General features: G+C 46.2%; 16 protein-coding genes. 13 read left to right on the top strand and 3 right to left on the bottom strand.

Annotation, left to right across the window (positions count from 1 at the left end):
* Positions 1-66 precede the first annotated feature (66 nt).
* From BLQ13_RS08445 to BLQ13_RS08400, 10 genes are all read left to right on the top strand, one after another.
* Entirely contained in the window at positions 67-1,359 is a 1,293-nt protein-coding gene (locus tag BLQ13_RS08445) for a nucleotide-binding protein (RefSeq protein WP_090918093.1), read from the top strand.
* Positions 1,360-1,404: 45 nt separating this feature from the next.
* Positions 1,405-2,700, top strand: coding sequence for a TadA family conjugal transfer-associated ATPase (locus BLQ13_RS08440; RefSeq protein ID WP_090918091.1), 1,296 nt, complete (start codon positions 1,405-1,407; stop codon positions 2,698-2,700).
* Between the two features lie 166 nt (positions 2,701-2,866).
* Positions 2,867-3,625, top strand: a complete 759-nt coding sequence (locus BLQ13_RS08435) for a type II secretion system F family protein (protein ID WP_145333424.1) — start codon at positions 2,867-2,869, stop codon at positions 3,623-3,625.
* A 12-nt stretch (positions 3,626-3,637) separates the two neighbouring features.
* Entirely contained in the window at positions 3,638-4,507 is an 870-nt protein-coding gene (locus BLQ13_RS08430; RefSeq protein ID WP_090918087.1) for a type II secretion system F family protein, read from the top strand.
* Between the two features lie 13 nt (positions 4,508-4,520).
* Positions 4,521-4,697 carry a Flp1 family type IVb pilin gene (locus BLQ13_RS08425; protein WP_090918085.1) on the top strand — a complete coding sequence of 59 codons (177 nt, stop codon included), beginning with the start codon at positions 4,521-4,523 and terminating at the stop codon, positions 4,695-4,697.
* Positions 4,690-5,355 (top strand): TadE/TadG family type IV pilus assembly protein, encoded by a 666-nt coding sequence (locus BLQ13_RS08420; RefSeq protein ID WP_420848922.1) that lies wholly within the window; start codon positions 4,690-4,692, stop codon positions 5,353-5,355. Before BLQ13_RS08425 ends, BLQ13_RS08420 begins: the two co-directional genes overlap by 8 nt.
* A complete protein-coding gene (locus BLQ13_RS08415; protein WP_090918081.1) occupies positions 5,336-7,564 on the top strand; it encodes a hypothetical protein in 2,229 nt (742 codons plus the stop codon). The genes BLQ13_RS08420 and BLQ13_RS08415 overlap by 20 nt, the downstream gene beginning before the upstream one ends.
* A gap of 26 nt (positions 7,565-7,590) precedes the next feature.
* Positions 7,591-8,631: a pilus assembly protein gene (locus BLQ13_RS08410; RefSeq protein ID WP_420848921.1), complete on the top strand. Its 1,041-nt coding sequence runs from the start codon at positions 7,591-7,593 to the stop codon at positions 8,629-8,631.
* Positions 8,632-8,646: 15 nt separating this feature from the next.
* A complete protein-coding gene (locus tag BLQ13_RS08405) occupies positions 8,647-9,153 on the top strand; it encodes an A24 family peptidase (RefSeq protein ID WP_090918079.1) in 507 nt (168 codons plus the stop codon).
* Between the two features lie 60 nt (positions 9,154-9,213).
* Positions 9,214-11,013, top strand: a complete 1,800-nt coding sequence (locus tag BLQ13_RS08400) for a DUF6382 domain-containing protein (protein WP_090918077.1) — start codon at positions 9,214-9,216, stop codon at positions 11,011-11,013.
* A 26-nt stretch (positions 11,014-11,039) separates the two neighbouring features.
* Here BLQ13_RS08400 and BLQ13_RS08395 read toward each other — a convergent pair whose 3' ends face one another.
* Both BLQ13_RS08395 and BLQ13_RS08390 read right to left on the bottom strand, forming a co-directional pair.
* Positions 11,040-11,951, bottom strand: a complete 912-nt coding sequence (locus BLQ13_RS08395) for a TIGR01777 family oxidoreductase (RefSeq protein WP_090918075.1) — start codon at positions 11,949-11,951, stop codon at positions 11,040-11,042.
* Positions 11,952-12,124: 173 nt separating this feature from the next.
* Positions 12,125-12,592, bottom strand: a complete 468-nt coding sequence (locus BLQ13_RS08390) for a DUF2621 domain-containing protein (protein WP_090918072.1) — start codon at positions 12,590-12,592, stop codon at positions 12,125-12,127.
* 167 nt (positions 12,593-12,759) lie between these two features.
* On the opposite strand from BLQ13_RS08390, the gene BLQ13_RS08385 reads away from it, so the two are divergent.
* Both BLQ13_RS08385 and purU read left to right on the top strand, forming a co-directional pair.
* Positions 12,760-13,866, top strand: a complete 1,107-nt coding sequence (locus tag BLQ13_RS08385) for a deoxyribonuclease IV (protein WP_090918070.1) — start codon at positions 12,760-12,762, stop codon at positions 13,864-13,866.
* Positions 13,867-13,933: 67 nt separating this feature from the next.
* Positions 13,934-14,827 carry a formyltetrahydrofolate deformylase gene (gene purU / locus BLQ13_RS08380; protein ID WP_090918068.1) on the top strand — a complete coding sequence of 298 codons (894 nt, stop codon included), beginning with the start codon at positions 13,934-13,936 and terminating at the stop codon, positions 14,825-14,827.
* Between the two features lie 106 nt (positions 14,828-14,933).
* Here the strand turns inward: purU and BLQ13_RS08375 are convergent, their stop codons facing one another.
* Entirely contained in the window at positions 14,934-15,413 is a 480-nt protein-coding gene (locus tag BLQ13_RS08375) for a hypothetical protein (protein ID WP_090918066.1), read from the bottom strand.
* Between the two features lie 370 nt (positions 15,414-15,783).
* Between BLQ13_RS08375 and tkt the strand changes: the two genes are divergently transcribed.
* A complete protein-coding gene (gene tkt / locus BLQ13_RS08370; protein WP_090918064.1) occupies positions 15,784-17,826 on the top strand; it encodes a transketolase in 2,043 nt (680 codons plus the stop codon).
* Positions 17,827-17,909 lie beyond the last annotated feature (83 nt).

Genomic DNA, 17,909 nt, shown 5'->3' with positions numbered 1-17,909 from the left:
CCTGCAATTTCATGTGGGAAATGGGCGGTGTTTTTTTGTGCTTTTTTTGATGGGAGGGGAACGTAATTGATTGTCCTTAAGGCAGTGCTGGTATCGAGGGATAAAGATTATATCCAAGCTTGGCTTGACTATGTACAGCGTAGTTCGTCAAGCTCCACGATGCGATTCATCGCTTTTTCACAGTGGGAAGCATTCAGGAATCATATGAATGAACTGGATGAACAAGAGCTACCTGATCTGATCATCGCTGAACCTGAGTTTTTAAACCCTTTGTTGATGAATGGTGGGGATGTCTCAGGTATCCCATGGCTTATGCTTAGCGAAGGAGCTGACGAGGGGCACGAGGCGAAGCGACTCATGAAGTATCAGCCGTTGCCCGCGTTGCTTGAAGCCGTCAGGAGGGCTTGCAGGCAACCACGTAGTAAGCGGAGTCGACATTCGGGTCAAGAAACATTAACCATCGGTGTATTATCGGCATCGGGTGGGAGCGGTAAAACAGCCGTAGCTCTGCATATGGCGAAGCAGCTTGGACTCGCTGGGTATTCTGTGTTGTATCTCAATCTGGAGACTCTGGACAGCTCATTTCCTTTCCTGGAGAAAGGGTTACGGCAGGGCAGTCAGCATCATGTGGAAGCAGAGACAGGTTTATCACGACTACTATATGATCTGAAGGCTCGTAAAAGGGAGGTAGCGGGTGGTCAGTTACAGACGCAGCGGCGTAGCCTGAATCAAGGTCCTACACAAGATAAAAGTGCGGGGGGAAGGAAAAGTACGGATGCACATACAGATATAGCGTCTGGTACTGATTCGGATATCTCGGTAACAGGACAAATGAAAACAATAGTTGAGTATGTTGTTGGGCATGAGGCATTAAAGGCGGATGTGTTCTGGCCGTTAGCCAACCGTAAGGAAATGTTACAGATGTCTAAAGCGGATACAGTGGATCTCATCCGGTATCTGACCGATTCCGGGCAATATGAAGTGTTGATTCTGGACGGAGACTCAGGCTGGGATGAACGTAGTGATGGCATCCTGAAAACGGCAGATACCTTCGTCTGGTTAGTAGAAGATGATATCGCTGCGATGCACCGATGGGGACAATGGCTTCAGCATAACGAGCGTAACCGAACAGAACTGTTAGGAAGTATGCTGGAGCGTACGTATTTTGTCATCAACAAATATCGGGAGCAAGTGATCAATCCATTGCCAAGACCTGATCTGTATGTGGATGCGGTGTTGCCTTATATCCCTTCTTGGAAACAGATGAATCAGGAAGAGGTCATGCTGAGTTCACCGATCTTCCAGCGTGAAGTAAAGAGATTGTGTGAATTGCTGATTCAGGCTGAAGGAGGTGGCTAGCCGCAAGACAGGATGCATTTATATACAGGAGGAGCCTGGGGAGTTATGACAGATCATTTATGGAACATCACAGACCGTGAAGAACAATTTCAAATGCTTCGCAGAGAGGTCCGAGCTTCGCTCGATATGACTTCTTCTGCCGGGGATGAGGAGTTGTGGCATGGGATTGAGAGAAAAGTTCTCGGTGATTCGGGCCTGGAAGATTTGACTTCAGGTGAGCGCCATGAGTTGGTGCAACGATTGTACGATTCTTTTCGCGGATTGGATATTTTACAACCTCTGGTGGATCACCCGGACATTACTGAGATTATGATCAACAGTCATCGGGAGATATTTGTGGAACAAGAAGGGGAGGTCAGACAGATTCCACTGCAATTCGAGTCCAGAGAGCGGCTGGAGGATATTATTCAAATAATCGTGTCTGGTGTGAACCGCATCGTCAATGAATCTTCCCCCATTGTGGATGCCCGTCTGAAGGACGGTTCACGGGTCAACATTGTGCTTCCGCCTATTGCGCTAAAGGGGCCAACGATGACGATCCGGAAGTTCCCAAGTGAGCCGATGAAGATGTCTGATCTGATTGAGAAGGGGGCTTTGCATGAGGAAGCAGCCGTGTTATTACAGCAGTTAGTGCGGAGCAAATACAACATTTTTATCGGGGGAGGTACAGGTTCGGGGAAAACGACTTTTCTGAACGCGTTATCCCAGTTCATCCCTGCCGATGAGCGGATTATTACGATTGAGGATTCAGCGGAGTTACAGATCGTGACGGTGCCCAATCTCGTCTCTCTGGAGACCCGAAATGCCAATACAGAAGGGAAAGGTCTTATCTCTATCCGGGATCTGATCAAATCCTCCTTACGGATGCGTCCGAACCGGATTGTGATTGGGGAAGTACGGGGAGCGGAAGCACTGGATATGCTACAGGCGATGAACACTGGACATGATGGATCGTTGTCTACTGGTCACGCAAATACGATCTCGGACATGATCAGTAGACTTGAAACGATGGTCCTTAGTGGAGCGGAACTTCCCATTACTGTTGTAAGACAGCAGATTAGCTCGGCCATCGATATTTTTGTACATCTTTCTCGGCTTCGAGACCGTTCACGTCGTGTGACGGAAATCAGTGAAGTGATGGGTTTATGTCATGGTGAAGTGCTTTTGAACCCGTTGTTTCGATTTCAGGAGCAGGAGGAACGGGAAGGGCGTATCATTGGTGGACTCATCCGGGTGGGCAACCTGACCAAGGTGGATAAGATTCATATCGCCGGACTTGGAGAGTGGCTTGAAGGATACATAGAACAATTAGCTGAGCAGGCCGGACCAGAAAACAAGTAGTAAGCTATGAAAATAAAGCGAGCTATAGGATGGGATACAAGGTGAGTGGAAAAGGAAAACGTCTTATAACAACTATGATTTAATGTTTTTGATGTGACCTATCTTGTTGTTAACGATATTGGGAAGTTCCAAACCATGTTGTGAGAGAAAGAGGGTGCAGAGGGCGGTGCAGGGCAAGCAAGCATTAACGAATTATACCGTATATACACTTAGCTCAAGACAACGCTTTGTCTGTATGCTGGTCAGCGGATGTTTATTTTTCGGTGTTGGCTTGTTGTTTTATCATCACTGGTTGGCAGGCACGATACTGGCTGCTGGTTGTATATGGGTGCCCAGGTTTTGGACAAAGGTGTTACTGGAACGCAGAAGGATGACACTTAGTCTGCATTTCAAGCAGGCTCTGTATGCACTATCCTCGGCCCTGGCGGCCGGGAAGTCAGTGGAAAACGGTTTTAAGGAATCCGTTGAAGACCTGCGGATGTTGAACCCTGAAGCTGATACCGATTTGATTCGAGAGTTCACTATATTGCGGACACGCATGGAATACGGTCAGCCGATTGAAGAGGCGTTGCAGGATTTTTCGGAAAGGGCACAGATTGAAGATATTACGAATTTCGCAGACGTGTTTATTACTTGTAAACGAACGGGAGGTGATCTGGTGGAAGTGGTTCGTCGTACCTCCGCAGTGATTGGAGAAAAGCTGGATATTCAACAGGACATCATGGTTGCTGTGGCTCAGAAAAGATTTGAATCCAAAGTGATGTTTGCGGCACCCTTCATTTTTTTGTTATTTCTCAACCTGACCGCCAAAGATTTTATGGAACCACTATACAGCGGGCTCGGATATCTCATTTCTACAGGTGCGCTTGCTGTGCTGGTCTGCTGTTATCTATGGATTCATCGCATTATGGATATCAAAGTGTGAGGAGATGAAAAGATGCTGTTTCCCCTCATGATTGGAGGAGTACTTAGTGCGGGCTGGATTGTGCTTGATCGAACCCGGGGGAAAACTTACAAGCATTTACGAAAGCTGCATATGGAAGGATTACGTTTGAAAAAAATGCATGCTCCGTTTCTGTTTATGTTGGACAAGTTCGAGATCGGCCGCAGATTACCTGTACTTATGTTTCGGATGCAGCACGCGATCCAGAAGATGCATGGCATACAACATAGCGGTGAGAAAACGCTACTCTATTGTGCTGAAATGTTGACGTACTCATGGCTAGTGTTGCTGGTAGGATGTTTACTATCCCTTGTGAGGGAGGTAGGCACGGGAGGATTAGCTGGTGGAGTCGTTCTTGCAATTGCTTTACCGTTTGCGATGTATAAGGATCTTTACACCAAGGTGAAGCGAAGAGACCAAGATATCCTTATAGAGCTCCCTGAACTGCTTAATCGAATTGTGCTCTTGGTTGGGGCAGGGGAAACAGTACAACGTGCAATCAACCATAGTGTGAATAGCCAGGGCGAACGGAATCATCCCTTGTACAACGAATTGCGGAGAGCGGCAGGGGACTGGAATAACGGATACTCGTTTCAGCAATCTTTAGAGCAGTTCAGCCGCCGATGTGGTGTGCAGGAAGTAACGATTTTTACAACGACAGTTTTACTGAATTTCCGGCGTGGAGGAGGTGACTTTGTATTGGCACTGCGGGATCTGTCGCATGTATTGTGGGAGAAACGCAAGGCGGTTAGCCGGGCCAAGGGAGAGCAGGCCTCTTCGAAATTAGTGTTTCCGATGGTGCTGATCTTTTTTACAATCGTGATCATGATCGGTGCGCCAGCTTTTATGATGATGAACATGTAGGAGGGAAATTGGGATGAAGAACAAGGTAGCGGCATTTTGGAAAGAAGAAGAGGGTCTGGGTACGCTGGAACTGATTCTGATTATTGGTGTAATTATCATTATAGCGTTGATCTTCAAAGACCAGATTAAAAAGTTGGTAACAAGACTGCTGGTTAATGTCAGTAGCAAAAGTGATGAGTTTTTTGAGTAGACATTTTAGAAAGGAAGAAGGGAGCTTCACTGTCGAAGCTTCCCTGGTCTTCCCGATCATATTATTTATCCTGGTGTTGCTGCTGTTCTTCACGATGTACATGTACCAAAAAACGTTTTTAAACCAGCATGCTTATGCGGCTTCTGAACGAGCTGCCTACAGTTGGGATAATAGTCACAAACAGGCGCTGACAGGCGAATATGCTTCCGGGGAATATGATCACTTGTATTGGAGGTTAAGCGATGATCGGCTGTTAGGAGCTTTGTTTGGTTGGGCGGGAGCGGACAATGAGGTTAGTGTTTCTATACCTGGATCTGAAGGCGTTAGTCTTTCGGAAAAAAAACTAGCACAAGCATCAAGCCATATGCCTTCAGCCATGAAGGGTACAATGACATATCAAAATGCATTGATCCAGCGGAAGGTAACAACTGAGCTTGAGCAGGTTATATCGTTGCCTCTGCCCTCATTTTTGTTTGATTCCGGCAATCTTGTGCTCACGAAGGGCTCCTCTGCTGTTGTAGAACCGGTTGAATTCATCCGAACGGTGGATTTGATCCGTTATTACGGTTCCAAGTTTAAAGGAAAAGGTGGAAAGGAAGCGACTTCAGCTGTGGAGGCAGGGCAAGTTATACAGCATTTTGGAAAAAACGAAAAATGAGCAAAGGGGGAGGGAGGCACTGTTTAGAAAAAAAGATGGTGAAGCTGGAGCTGTAACGTTATTTCTGATTTTGATTCTGGCTGGAGTGTATATGTTTGTGGCGATTTTTATTGATTATGCGAGAATTGCCGCCTTCAAAGTACAGACGGAGCGGATGGCACATGCCGCAATGAGATCCGTTATGTCAGCTTATGATACATCACTTCGGGAGTATGGTTTGTTTGCATATGGCGATAGTAGCGGAGATGCCATTATGGCCAAAGTGTTGAATGATAGTGTGAAACCTTCTTCCGTAAAGGATGGTTTCCCGATTCTGGATATTCAATGGGACACCACTTCACTGGGTATGGAACGTGAACTGGGCAGGTATGATATTTTTAATCGTCAAATCCAGGAAGACATGAAGTATAGAGCGCCGGTTGATTTTGCTATTGAAGTGATTAATCGATTCAAACCGATGTCAGAGGAGATGAAGGAAGCAGCACATACCGTAGATCTGTTGAAGAAATTACAAAAGCTCTATGACAAACGTGAGAAATTGCTGGATGAAGCGATTGGGAATCAGATTGAATCTGCCGATAAGGTAATGAAACTTCCAGACTTGATCATGAAACCGCCAGCCCAGGCCATCTATGAAGAAATGCTTGAGACAGCGCCAGAGACAGCGGCAGAAGCGGCTGCACGTTATGCCGATTATTTAAGCAAGAAACAAGCAGACGAAGGACTGCCTCTCATTGAACAGCTGTACATATTGGAATTGGGGCGTTACCGGACAGGTGTAAATCAGATTGTGACAGGAATCAGCATGTTGATGCAACCAGCGCTAGAGGCGCATAAGACCAAACTATTGGAAGCACAGGACAAGATTGAAGAGGCACGTGAAATTAATGAAGAAATAAAACGAGTGATTGCGGAAGGAGAAAATCGTTCCGAGAATGCCAGTTATGACAACGTGGGTAGCTCTACCCTCCCTGGAACGAGTCCGACATCTGCGGGTTCCGGCAATGAAGCCAAAAGTACACGTTCGCTCGCTTCCGAGCTGGTCAGGGAAGATGCTCTATTTGATCGGATAAAATCTCGTGTGATTTCTCAAAATGAAGACTTCTCTGGCGTGCGAAAAGATAGCATGGAACTCAATACCCAGCTTCGGAGTGTGACGGGTATGAGTCGTGTTCCAATTAAACCTGCGGTCAGGCAGGCAAGTCAGACTACGGAACGTTATATGAATTCTTTTGGGAGAACAGGCCCTTCCAATCTTATCACACAGAGCCAACAGGAACTTGAAAACGGCCGTGGATCGGATGCCCAGCGTAAAGAGAATGACAAGCAGTCCAAAGGGAAGTTGAAGGAAATCAAACGGATATTCAGCCGGATAGAAAACGGAAGTTCCGGTTCCGTGCAGACATTCAAACAGTTGAAACAATTTTATGAGGCCAACATAGCGTTCAATCAAAAAAGCTCTGAGCGAGCGGAAAAGACAGAGATTGCGAGTGATCCTTATGATTCCGGTGGAAATGCCATGAAGGGAATGGATCACCTGTTCGGAGGGATGTCAGGACTACTCGGACAACTTGGCGATGAGTTGTTTCAAAATGAATATGCGCTTGCTTACTTTAATTCCATGGATTTTGGTCAATTGTTCTCCTGGACGGAAGGTAGTGGAGATGTTAATGACGTGTTCAAACTGGAGAATCAGGAGCTGGAGTATATTCTATACGGTTTTCATAACCCTTCAGGTAACATCGCATCTGCATATGCGGAGGTCTTCGGAATGCGTCTGGCGATTCGTACAGCTGAAGGACTAAGTGAGAATAGTAAGCTTGGGAATCCGCTTCTTGTGCTGTCTGCCGCGATCCTATATGGAATCACGCATGCAATAGAAGATATGGTGAAGCTGGCGAAGGACGGCAATGTTGAATTATCCAAATATATCAAGGTGAAGCTGACATACAGGGATCACCTTAGATTGTTCCTGCTTATGCATAGCAATAATGATCGCAAAATGTCCCGAATGTTAGCCTTGATCCGATTGAATACGGGAGCTAACCCGGATGAGAAACAAACTTATGCTTCCGGTCAGATGCGCAGCAGCATCAAGCTATGGTTTTTGCCTGGAATTGTGCGAAGTATAGGCGCTGTTATGGGCAGTGAGGATCAAGTACAAGATGGACGCTTTTTCATTGAACGGAAGGCGGATTATTCCTATTGAACACGTGAAAACATGTTGATGGAGGCATGATGGAAAAAAGGGTTCAGGTTCAGGATGAAAGGAAATTTGTGCAGATGCAACATCGGATCATGCGGATAAGCAGATTGGAACGCTTGAAGTCACTGAGAAAACAGGTGCTTGAAGCGAAGAAAGAACAGGGCACTATGGTGCTGGAGGCTTCGCTGGTTCTACCCATTTTTCTATTCTTTATCCTATTTCTTATCTTCATTGTTCAGATGACACTGATCTCCACCGCATTGCAGAGTACAGCGGGGGAAACGGTAAAACAGTTATCAACGAAGATTTATCCAGTATCACTTGCCTTCGCGCCTTCAGATTCTGCTGGAGGTGAGAGCCTGGAGGAGGGCTGGAAATGGCCACAGCTGTCCCTGACGGAATGGGCAGACGGTTACGCTTCTTCCTTGCCTTTACCCTTAAGTGACTGGGTGCGAGATGCAGCGAAACGTGGTGAAGAGCCACTGCAAAGAATCAAAACGTCGGTAATGGAAGCCATACTTGATCCGGTTGTGAAGCCGTTGTTGCAACCATTTGTTGAAACTACACTGCTAGATATGGAACGTATTCATGTTAACGGAGTATCCGTTCCTAACTTGAAGAATAAGACGAATCCGTATTTCAGATTAGAGCTGAGTTATGAGTTGCCTGTGAAGGTTCCTTTTCTCGGCAAGCCTTTACGAATTCAAGTTGCTGCATCAGAGCGGATATGGATTGGTGACACAGGAGAAGGAAGTGGTAACGGAAGCGGGGGAGAAAATAGCACGGGGTCAGCAACTGTTTTATCAAAGCCAGATCCAGCATTCATAGGGAACCATGCAACGATAAAGGTTCAGGTCAAGCCAGGCGCAACGGCTAATCTCACGATTTTTTACAAGTCTGGTGAGAGTTCTGCGAAGCATATTGGCTGGGCTACGGCTGACGAGAACGGAATCATAGAATGGACATGGTTTGTGGGCACTCGAACAACGGAAGGGACTTGGAGTTTTGTTGTAGAGACTGCGGAGGGCATGCAGACGGAAACTTCATTTACGGTAGCATCCAGAAAGTAAGGAGCGATGATATAGGTGGGATGGTTTTATGTGATCTGTGGTATATATCTTCTGGTGGCGTTTGTAACCGATATACGGTCTATGAAAATTCCGAATCGGTTGACTCTACCAGTAACGGCAATGGGAGTGCTTGCTCATCTTGCTTGGGGAGGCTGGGGAGGTACGTGGTTCTCTTTAGCTGGATTTGCTGTTGGTTTCGGTATGTTGTTTTTAATGTACGTCATCGGTGCAGTCGGTGCAGGAGATGTGAAGTTATTTGGGGGCATAGGAGCCTGGACGGGGTTTACATTTGGCATACACGTGATCATATATTCCATTCTGTACGCTGGATTAATCGGCTTAGTTATCCTTTTATTTCGCAAAGATGCGTCGCAGAGAATACGTACAATGATGTTTAATATATTCGGTTTCTTTAAACTCGGCTCTCTTAAACTCGTAAGTCACGAAAAAACGTTGAAGTTCCCGTTTATGCTCGCTGTACTTCCCGGTTTCGTCAGCTCATGGATTTATATGTTTGGGTAGTTGCTCTGCTCTGGAATAACAGCGATTGAAAGGCTCCTCTGTTATTGGAGCATCCGTGTAATGACTTTTGTTAACATATTAAAACAATGGAAAGTGAGGAGCGGTATGTATGGCTTAACGAGAGATTTCGTACGTAACGGCGGGACATTTATGGTTTTGGAAAAAGCGGACGGGCTACGAATGGAGGAACTCAGCAGGGTACAGATCGGTATGTTAACCTCGAATCGAATTCCTCGTATGCTACCTTTATTCACTCGGGAGATTGATCAGAATGTAACGTTACAGTATGACATCTCCGGATATAAGATGTTGTCCCAGATGTTAAAATCGAGTCAAATCAGCTTGCCAGTATTGTATAATCTTTTATTTCAGTTGGCAGAAGCTCTTGTGGAGTGCAGGCACTACATGTTGGAACCACAAAATTTGTGTATTCACGAAGACTATATATTTATTCAGGGGGCAATGGAGCAAGGGGAGCTTGGTTTAGTTTACGTACCCATGATGAATGCCCATGCCCGGCAGGAGAAGCAACCCCCGCAGATATTCCGTGACTTGGTAATCAAGCTTATGGCTCATGTTCAGGAATTAGAAGGAGAGGGCATACAACGAGTATTACAGTTATGTGATGATGAGCGGTGGGACATTCGGCAATTACGTGAACTTTTATTAGAATTGTGTACTGGTAAACCAGCACGACCGATATCCAGTCAGCTACCTGAAAAGAAAAGCGTCGCCAGACTTAATTACAATAAACCTGATGCAGAACAATCAGATCGTCATCAACGTGAGCGCCAGCAAATCATCAAACCGGATGTAGACATTAAAAAAGTAGACCCCTATTCGAAATCTTTATTACACAGGCCAACAGCTGGCCAACCTTCGTCGAGAAATACAAACTACTTTCATCAGAATCAGACCTCAACTCAGCCTGAGTCCTCTTCATCATTTGTTTCCGTAGATCAGAAAAATGTGGAGATGGAAGAGCAAAATTCGGTCATTAGCTCTTCGCGTACAACATATATCTGGCTAGGTTGTATAGTTTCCATGGCATTAGTATGGAGATTTATCTACATGCAACAGCCAAGTCAGAATGCAATGATTTTGTCTACAGCGCTAAGTGTTGGCCTCATTGCAGTGGCGAGTTGGATGTGGAAGAGAACGGGTGATTCCGCTGGTAAATCCGGCGTTCATATCCCTTTCTCTTTATCAGTGCTAGGCAGGAAAAAGGATAAGGGGGCTAAAGTAGAAGAGGAGATGTTTCAGGAGAGCTGGCGCTGGAATGCCATGGATAAGCCCGAAGAAGATAAGGGGAAATCCATTGAATCTTTGCCTGAGGTTACTGAAGATCATACCTCTTCCCGCCTTCGCAGCATGAGCATATCCCCTATGAACCTAACGTCTGGAGATATGCTTAATCCACCATACACTGAGAAGCGGGATAGGGAATGGGGGAGCACTTCTGAACCCCATCTCACGGGTTCAGCCGTTGAGGCAACAGTTAATCTGCAGGCACTGGACGGATTATCCAATGAAGACAGAAGCTCTAGTCTACCATCATATTACCTTGAACTAACTTTAAATAAAGGTGGAGGGAGCAAACGTGTTGATGTGAAGGGAGCATCGTTTGTCATTGGAAGAGCAGCGGATATGGTTCAATATGTAGATAACTCGACAGGTGTATCCCGTGCACATGTGGAATTGAGTCGGAGCAAGTCTGGTTATGCTCTCAAGGATCTAGGTTCCGTCAATGGAACGATGCTTCAAGGAAATCTGCTGGCTCCTTACAAAGAATATCCACTGACGGATGGGGATACGTTCATCCTGGCCGAATCGGTCTACGTTTATCGAGTGTCAGGATGAACTGTACGATCCAAATGTAATTTGTTTTAATCGGATAACCCGCGATGCTTCAGGTCCTCAAGAGCCTGAGTCAATGTGGGGAAGGTAAACTTAAAACCGTGATCCAAAGATTTTTGTGGAATGACCCGTTGTCCTTGAAGCAGGACGACGGATAGTTCACCAACCAGTGTTTTGATCAGGAAGCCAGGGACAGGGAACCAGTGAGGACGATGATAAACTTTGCCTACCGTACGGCCGAATTCATCATTGGTTACCGGGTTGGGCGAAGAAGCATTAACTGGACCCGAAATCTCTTTGTTATGAATAGTGAAGTCAATCAATCGAACGATATCCATAATGTGAATCCAACTGGTCCACTGTTTGCCGCTGCCGATCTTGCCGCCAAATCCGAGCATATAGGGCAGTTTCATCAATGGGAATGCCCCTTTTTTATGACCCAAAACGAGACTGACACGGATTTTGACCAGTCTTACATCCCGGATGGCATCGGCGGCAACTTCCCATTGTTCCGAGACGCGAGAAGGAAAATTCATCGACCTTTGCGGGCTGCTCTCATCAAAGGTTTCATCGGGAGAGGTGCCGTAAATTGCCATGGCCGAAGCCTGGACGACAACTTCTGGCTTTTGTCGTAGCGATTCCACTAGTTTAGCAACCCGGGCAACGGTTGTAACTCTGGATTCCACAATTTCCAACTTGGCCTTCGTTGTCCAACGCTGGTTCAATGTCTCGCCCGCTAAATTCACCAGAGCATCAAAACCTTCCAGTTCCTGCGGAGTTTCTTCGAGCTGATCCCAGGATATATATGTAAGGTTTTTACTCGGATTATGCATGTCAGGAAGCTTGCGAGTGATTACTTTCACATGATGTCCGGCCTGCAACCAGTAATCTACAAGTGCGCCTCCGACAAATCCGGTACCTCCACAAATGGCAATTTTCATATTGAACATCCTCTCTTATGGGTCAAAAAGCCCCGCAAGGTAAGTTAAATGAGTGAAAAGGGCTTACCGAGCGGAGCTAACATGTGTTTAATTTAACCAAATTGGTACCACATCTAACGATGCTGACCTGCTTTATTTTCCAATCGGTTCATACGCTATAATTCATGGAATGATTATTTCATCAAATGGCGATATGGAGTATAGTCGATTTTATTTTTCTCCAGAAATTTAACCAGAAATTTATTGTCCCGTTTTGGTGTCGCAATGATATAACCTTTAATGCAATGGTCTCTGGACACTTCGGTTGCATGATCTTCCACGGCAATTTTACCAATCTCGGCAGCAATGGAATGTTTGGCAATGTCGCGAAAAGGGCCAGGTACAGGCTCAACAAGCTGATCCAGAAAAGCTTTGGCTTCATCTGTCCATAGGTGGCGGCTTGTCTCCACCCAGTGATTCTGCCAATCCAGCTTGGACTTTCCGTCAGCTTTCGGCAGCACTTTAAGGAACTTGCGCATCATGAAAAATCCACCGATGCACATGCTTCCAAGCAGCAAAAGCGTCCAGAACGCAATCGTATTCATAAACCAGTTGCTGGGCGAACTACTCGTTAAAAGCTGGGTGTAGTTATTAAAAATCATTGCCAAATCACCTCGGTTTATTGATTTTCACGCCCTGATGAAAAGGCGTCCATGTTCCGTAATTTGCTGTCAAAAATAGCCTCTCATTCGAATTATATCGCATTTCTAGATTTATTTCGATAATCGCGTTATGATAGTGGATAATTCAGAAAAAGGGGGATCTATTGATGCTGAAAATCGGCTCCCACGTGTCCTTTTCGGACAAGGGATTATTGAGTGCAACGAAGGAAGCGTCCTCGTACGGTTCCAGTTCGTTTATGATATATACGGGTGCACCGCAGAACACACGCCGCAAGCCTATTGAATCGATGTTTATTGAGGAAGGCAAACTTGCCATGCAGGAAGGCGGATTTGAGGACATTGTTGTGCATGCTCCTTATATCATTAACCTGGGCTCTTACAAGGACAGCACATATGGACTGGCTGTGGACTTCCTTCAGGAGGAAATTCGCCGTACTCACGCCATTGGTGTGAAAAACATCGTATTGCACCCTGGTGCATTTACGGATAAGGATGCTCATTACGGTATCGAACGTATTGCACAAGGATTAAATGAAGTGCTCGATGGTATTCAGGAAACCGATGTGAATATTGCGCTTGAGACGATGGCTGGCAAAGGGACCGAGATGGGCCGGAGCTTCGAGGAACTTGCACAGATTATTGAGAAAGTGAAACATAACGAACGTCTGACGGTGTGTATGGATACGTGCCACATTCATGATGCGGGTTATGACATTGTCAACGATCTGGATGGTGTACTGGATCAATTTGATCGAACGGTTGGACTTGACCGAATTGCTGTAATGCACATTAACGATAGTAAAAACCCTGCCGGTGCACGCAAAGACCGTCATACACCGATTGGATCGGGCTGGATTGGTTTTGAAGCAATCAACCGTATTGTAAACCATGAGAAGCTGAATAATCGTCCATTCATTCTGGAAACGCCTTGGATTGGTAAAGATGCCAAAACCCAGCGACCGATGTATGAAATTGAAATTGCATTGCTGCGCGGAGACGTGGAAGGCCGTTTCGGTCAGGAGTTCCTGAGTGAAGTCGAGCAAATGCAGCACTTCTTCAAGGGTAAGGAACTGGATTCCCGTGCGTATGTACTTGATGTGTGGACACTGCTCAAAAATGATGCCAAAGCCAAAAAAGCTGATCCGCGTGAACCGCTGGAACGCTTGTATGACATGGTGACAGAGGCGGCATTGTTCCCACATTTGAATGAAGAACAAATCAATCACCGCTTGATTGCTTGGCTTGCAGGGTAATCCCTGCAAGTCTTGCCTGATATAGTTCATGTATGTCTTGTCTAATTGAAGGAGGAAGATTAACCCGATGGAGATTCACGCAAAACAAATACGACCTGATGATCAAAACCGCGCCAATCGAGCGCGTATGCTTATTTCCTGTCCGGATGGTCCGGGAATTGTAGCAGCGGTATCACACTTTTTGCATCAACATGGTGCCAACATTGTACAGTCTGACCAGTATACGATGGACCCGTCAGGCGGTATGTTTTTTATGCGGATCGAGTTCGATCTACCGCAACTGGAGAGCAACTTGGCGAAGCTGGAAGCGGATTTTGCCGATGTGGCAACACGTTTCGAGATGGAATGGTCTCTTTCAGCGGTTAGCCGCAAAAAAAGGTTGGCTATTTTTGTATCCAAAGAGGATCACTGTTTGGTAGAGCTGCTCTGGCAATGGCAGGCTGGCGATCTTGATGCGGATATTGCGCTTGTGGTCAGCAACCATTTGGATATGAAAAACTATGTAGAGTCTTTCGGCATTCCGTATCACCATATTCCGGTTACAGCCGATACGAAAAAAGAAGCGGAGCAACGTCAACTGGAAGTGATCGGCAACGATGTGGATGTGATTATTCTCGCCCGTTATATGCAGATTATCTCTCCAACGTTTATTGAACATTACCGTAACCGTATTATCAACATTCATCATTCGTTCTTGCCAGCCTTTGTTGGAGGTAAGCCATACGCTCAAGCCTATAACCGTGGTGTTAAAATCATTGGCGCAACGGCGCATTATGTAACGGAGGAGCTGGATGGCGGCCCAATTATTGAACAGGACGTTCAGCGTGTAAGCCATGGGGATAATGTGACCGAATTGAAACGCATTGGACGTACCATTGAGCGTGTTGTGCTTGCGCGGGCTGTGAAATGGCATGTGGAGGACCGTGTTCTTGTACACGAAAATAAAACAGTCGTATTTTAAGTCTAAGTTTACGCTTTAATACTGTGCAAGGTTGATCCGTAACCTCACAAGAGAAGTAGACTCAGTCACTCAGAGAGTGCTGCACTATAAGTCGAGCGGCCCCAGTTCAATGATGAACCGGGTGCCGCTTTTTGGCGTGTATGTATTTTCCGCATAGACCTAACAAAGTACCAAAGAGAAGATGGCCAACGACCCAATAGAAAATGGCACCAGCGTCATTCAGATCGGGTACACGTGGGGATAACGGAGACAAAGGGAGATAGAGCAGGGAAGAGGCGGCTCCAATAAGTATTCCTTTACTGACTGGACGGCCTGAACGTCTGATCCACCAGATATAGAAAATCCCGATGATAACAGATACAGCAAGGTGCAGGGAAAATTCGATCCATTCCGGCAGGCGCGGAGGAAGCCCAGGTACAAAATCAATGTTAAGTAGCAAGGTGTATACCTTTTCGTCAGTTAATGTTTGGACCACTTTGAGAAACAGTCCCAGAAAAACGCCGCTGACGATTCCGGTTATGATCCCGGAAAACAAGGGTAATGATGATTTTAACGAACGAGACGGGTGTCGCACTGCATCTGACATTACAAGCCCTCCTTGGAATGAAGCATACCTACTATCTGAAAAATAAACCGTTCACCTTGCTCTCGAATCGAGAGATACAGACTAGAAGATGCAAATTTCACGTTAATCTCTAAAAAGTGTATGGTTTTCAGCTTAAAGGTTATACTTCATCCGATGGATTAACAAGGTTTAGCGAGAATCAGCCGAATTTTCCGTAACTTTCTAAAAGAAGGTTATGGAAAAGCTTCACGGCAAGTGATACAATACAAAAGTGAATAAGTCAAAATGAAACATTCAAGCGGATTCACTTATTGTTTATGCGGTTTGCTTGTATGATGAGAGGGACTCGCTTGCGCACCCGACTTATCTAAAGACATGAGGAGGACAAACCATGACTGACAAGAACGAAGCGATTCAAAAGGACGAGAACACCACAATCGACAATCTGTCGATTACAACCGTACGTACTTTGGCGATTGATGCAATTGAGAAGGCAAATTCCGGACACCCGGGTATGCCGATGGGCTCCGCTCCGATGGGGTACCAGCTTTTTGCAAAAACGATGACTCATAACCCGGACCACCCGACTTGGATTAACCGGGACCGCTTTGTGCTGTCCGCAGGACATGGCTCCATGTTGCTGTACAGCTTGCTGCACCTGAGCGGCTACGATCTTCCTATGGAAGAATTGAAACAATTCCGTCAATGGGGAAGCAAAACTCCGGGTCACCCGGAATTCGGACATACAGCTGGTGTTGATGCAACTACCGGACCACTGGGTCAAGGTATTGCAATGGCAGTTGGTATGGCTATGGCTGAAGCTCAACTGGGCGCGACTTATAACAAAGATCAATTTAACGTTGTTGATCACTACACATATGCAATCTGCGGTGATGGCGACCTGATGGAAGGCGTATCTCATGAATCTGCTTCTCTGGCTGGACGTCTGGGCCTTGGTAAACTGATCATGTTGTTCGATTCCAACGACATTACGCTGGATGGCAAACTTGATCTGTCTTCTTCCGAAAGCATCGCTAAACGCTTCGATGCGTATGGCTGGCAAGTATTGCGTGTTGAAGATGGTAACGATTTGCCTGCAATTGAAAAAGCAATCAAAGAAGGTCAAGCAGACACAGCACGTCCTACATTGATCGAAGTGAAAACCGTTATCGGTTACGGTAGCCCGAACAAACAAGGTAAAGGCGGCCACGGCGGTACTCACGGATCTCCACTGGGTGCAGAAGAAGCTAAACTGACTAAAGAATATTATAAATGGGTATATGAAGAAAACTTCCACGTACCAGTTGAAGTTCGCGATCACTTTGCTCAAGTAAAAGAAAAAGGTATTGCTGCAAACAAAGCATGGGACGCACAATTTGCTGAGTACAAAAAAGCATACCCTGAACTGGCTGCTCAGTTCGAAACAGCAATTAACGGTGACCTTCCAGATGGCTGGGATCGTGATCTGCCGAAATATGCGGCAACAGACAAAGCATTGTCTACGCGTGTAGCTTCCGGTAACGCTCTGAACGGTCTTGCACACAATGTGCCTCATTTGACAGGTGGTTCTGCTGACTTGGAAAGCTCCACAATGACGCACTTGAACAACCTGACAAACTTCACTCCGGAAGACTATTCCGGCCGTAACATCTACTTCGGTATCCGTGAATTCGGTATGGCTGGTGCGATGAACGGTATGGCATTGCATAGCGGCGTGAAAGTATTCGGCGGTACGTTCTTCGTATTTACCGACTACCTGCGTCCGGCTGTTCGTCTGGCTGCACTGATGAGCCTGCCAGTAACGTATGTTCTGACTCACGACAGTATCGCTGTTGGTGAAGATGGTCCTACGCACGAGCCGATCGAGCAATTGGCTTCCCTGCGTATCATCCCGAACCTGACGGTAATTCGTCCAGCTGACGGTAACGAAACTTCTGCAGCTTGGGCTTACGCGCTGGAGAACAAGAGCAACCCGGTTGCCTTGGTACTGACTCGTCAAAACTTGCCGATTCTCGAAGGTACTGTAGAAGGTGCACGTGAGAACGTTAAACGTGGTGCTTATGTGGTGTCCGATGCTAAAGACGGTAAAGCGGTAGCACAAATCATCGCGACAGGTTCTGAAGTACAGCTCGCTGTTAAAGCTCAAGCTGCACTTGCTGAGCAAGGGATTCAAGTTCGCGTAATCAGCATGCCTAGCTGGGATCTGTTCGAGAAACAAGACAAAGCTTACAAAGAGTCGGTTCTTCTTCCGGATGTTAAAGCTCGTCTGGCAATCGAAATGGCTTATCCAATGGGCTGGGAAAAATATGTTGGAGATCAAGGTGACATTCTCGGAATCAGCACATTCGGTGCTTCCGCGCCTGGCGACCGTGTAATCCAGGAGTATGGTTTTACTGTGGATAACGTAGTTAGCCGCGTAAAAGCATTGCTGTAATTAAAACTTTATACTTCAACAGTCTGTCATGGGCCGAACGTCTTCCGGCGCTTCTGGCTCATGACAGTTGTTATTTCCGCAGA

The organism is Paenibacillus polysaccharolyticus (assembly GCF_900102085.1).
Lineage (GTDB): Bacteria > Bacillota > Bacilli > Paenibacillales > Paenibacillaceae > Paenibacillus > Paenibacillus polysaccharolyticus.
Note: the sequence above shows the minus strand (reverse complement) of the source record. Positions and strands in the feature narration are given on the sequence as shown.

Bases quoted from the DNA above. Each gene is read 5' to 3' on its own strand.
- BLQ13_RS08430 (WP_090918087.1), top strand. From the start codon at position 3,638: ATGCTGTTTCCCCTCATGATTGGAGGAGTACTTAGTGCGGGCTGGATT.
- BLQ13_RS08425 (WP_090918085.1), top strand. From the start codon at position 4,521: ATGAAGAACAAGGTAGCGGCATTTTGGAAAGAAGAAGAGGGTCTGGGT.
- BLQ13_RS08385 (WP_090918070.1), top strand. From the start codon at position 12,760: ATGCTGAAAATCGGCTCCCACGTGTCCTTTTCGGACAAGGGATTATTG.
- BLQ13_RS08395 (WP_090918075.1), bottom strand. From the start codon at position 11,951: ATGAAAATTGCCATTTGTGGAGGTACCGGATTTGTCGGAGGCGCACTT.
- BLQ13_RS08400 (WP_090918077.1), top strand. From the start codon at position 9,214: ATGACTTTTGTTAACATATTAAAACAATGGAAAGTGAGGAGCGGTATG.
- BLQ13_RS08410 (WP_420848921.1), top strand. From the start codon at position 7,591: ATGATGGAAAAAAGGGTTCAGGTTCAGGATGAAAGGAAATTTGTGCAG.
- BLQ13_RS08375 (WP_090918066.1), bottom strand. From the start codon at position 15,413: ATGTCAGATGCAGTGCGACACCCGTCTCGTTCGTTAAAATCATCATTA.
- BLQ13_RS08390 (WP_090918072.1), bottom strand. From the start codon at position 12,592: ATGATTTTTAATAACTACACCCAGCTTTTAACGAGTAGTTCGCCCAGC.
- BLQ13_RS08440 (WP_090918091.1), top strand. From the start codon at position 1,405: ATGACAGATCATTTATGGAACATCACAGACCGTGAAGAACAATTTCAA.
- tkt (WP_090918064.1), top strand. From the start codon at position 15,784: ATGACTGACAAGAACGAAGCGATTCAAAAGGACGAGAACACCACAATC.
- purU (WP_090918068.1), top strand. From the start codon at position 13,934: ATGGAGATTCACGCAAAACAAATACGACCTGATGATCAAAACCGCGCC.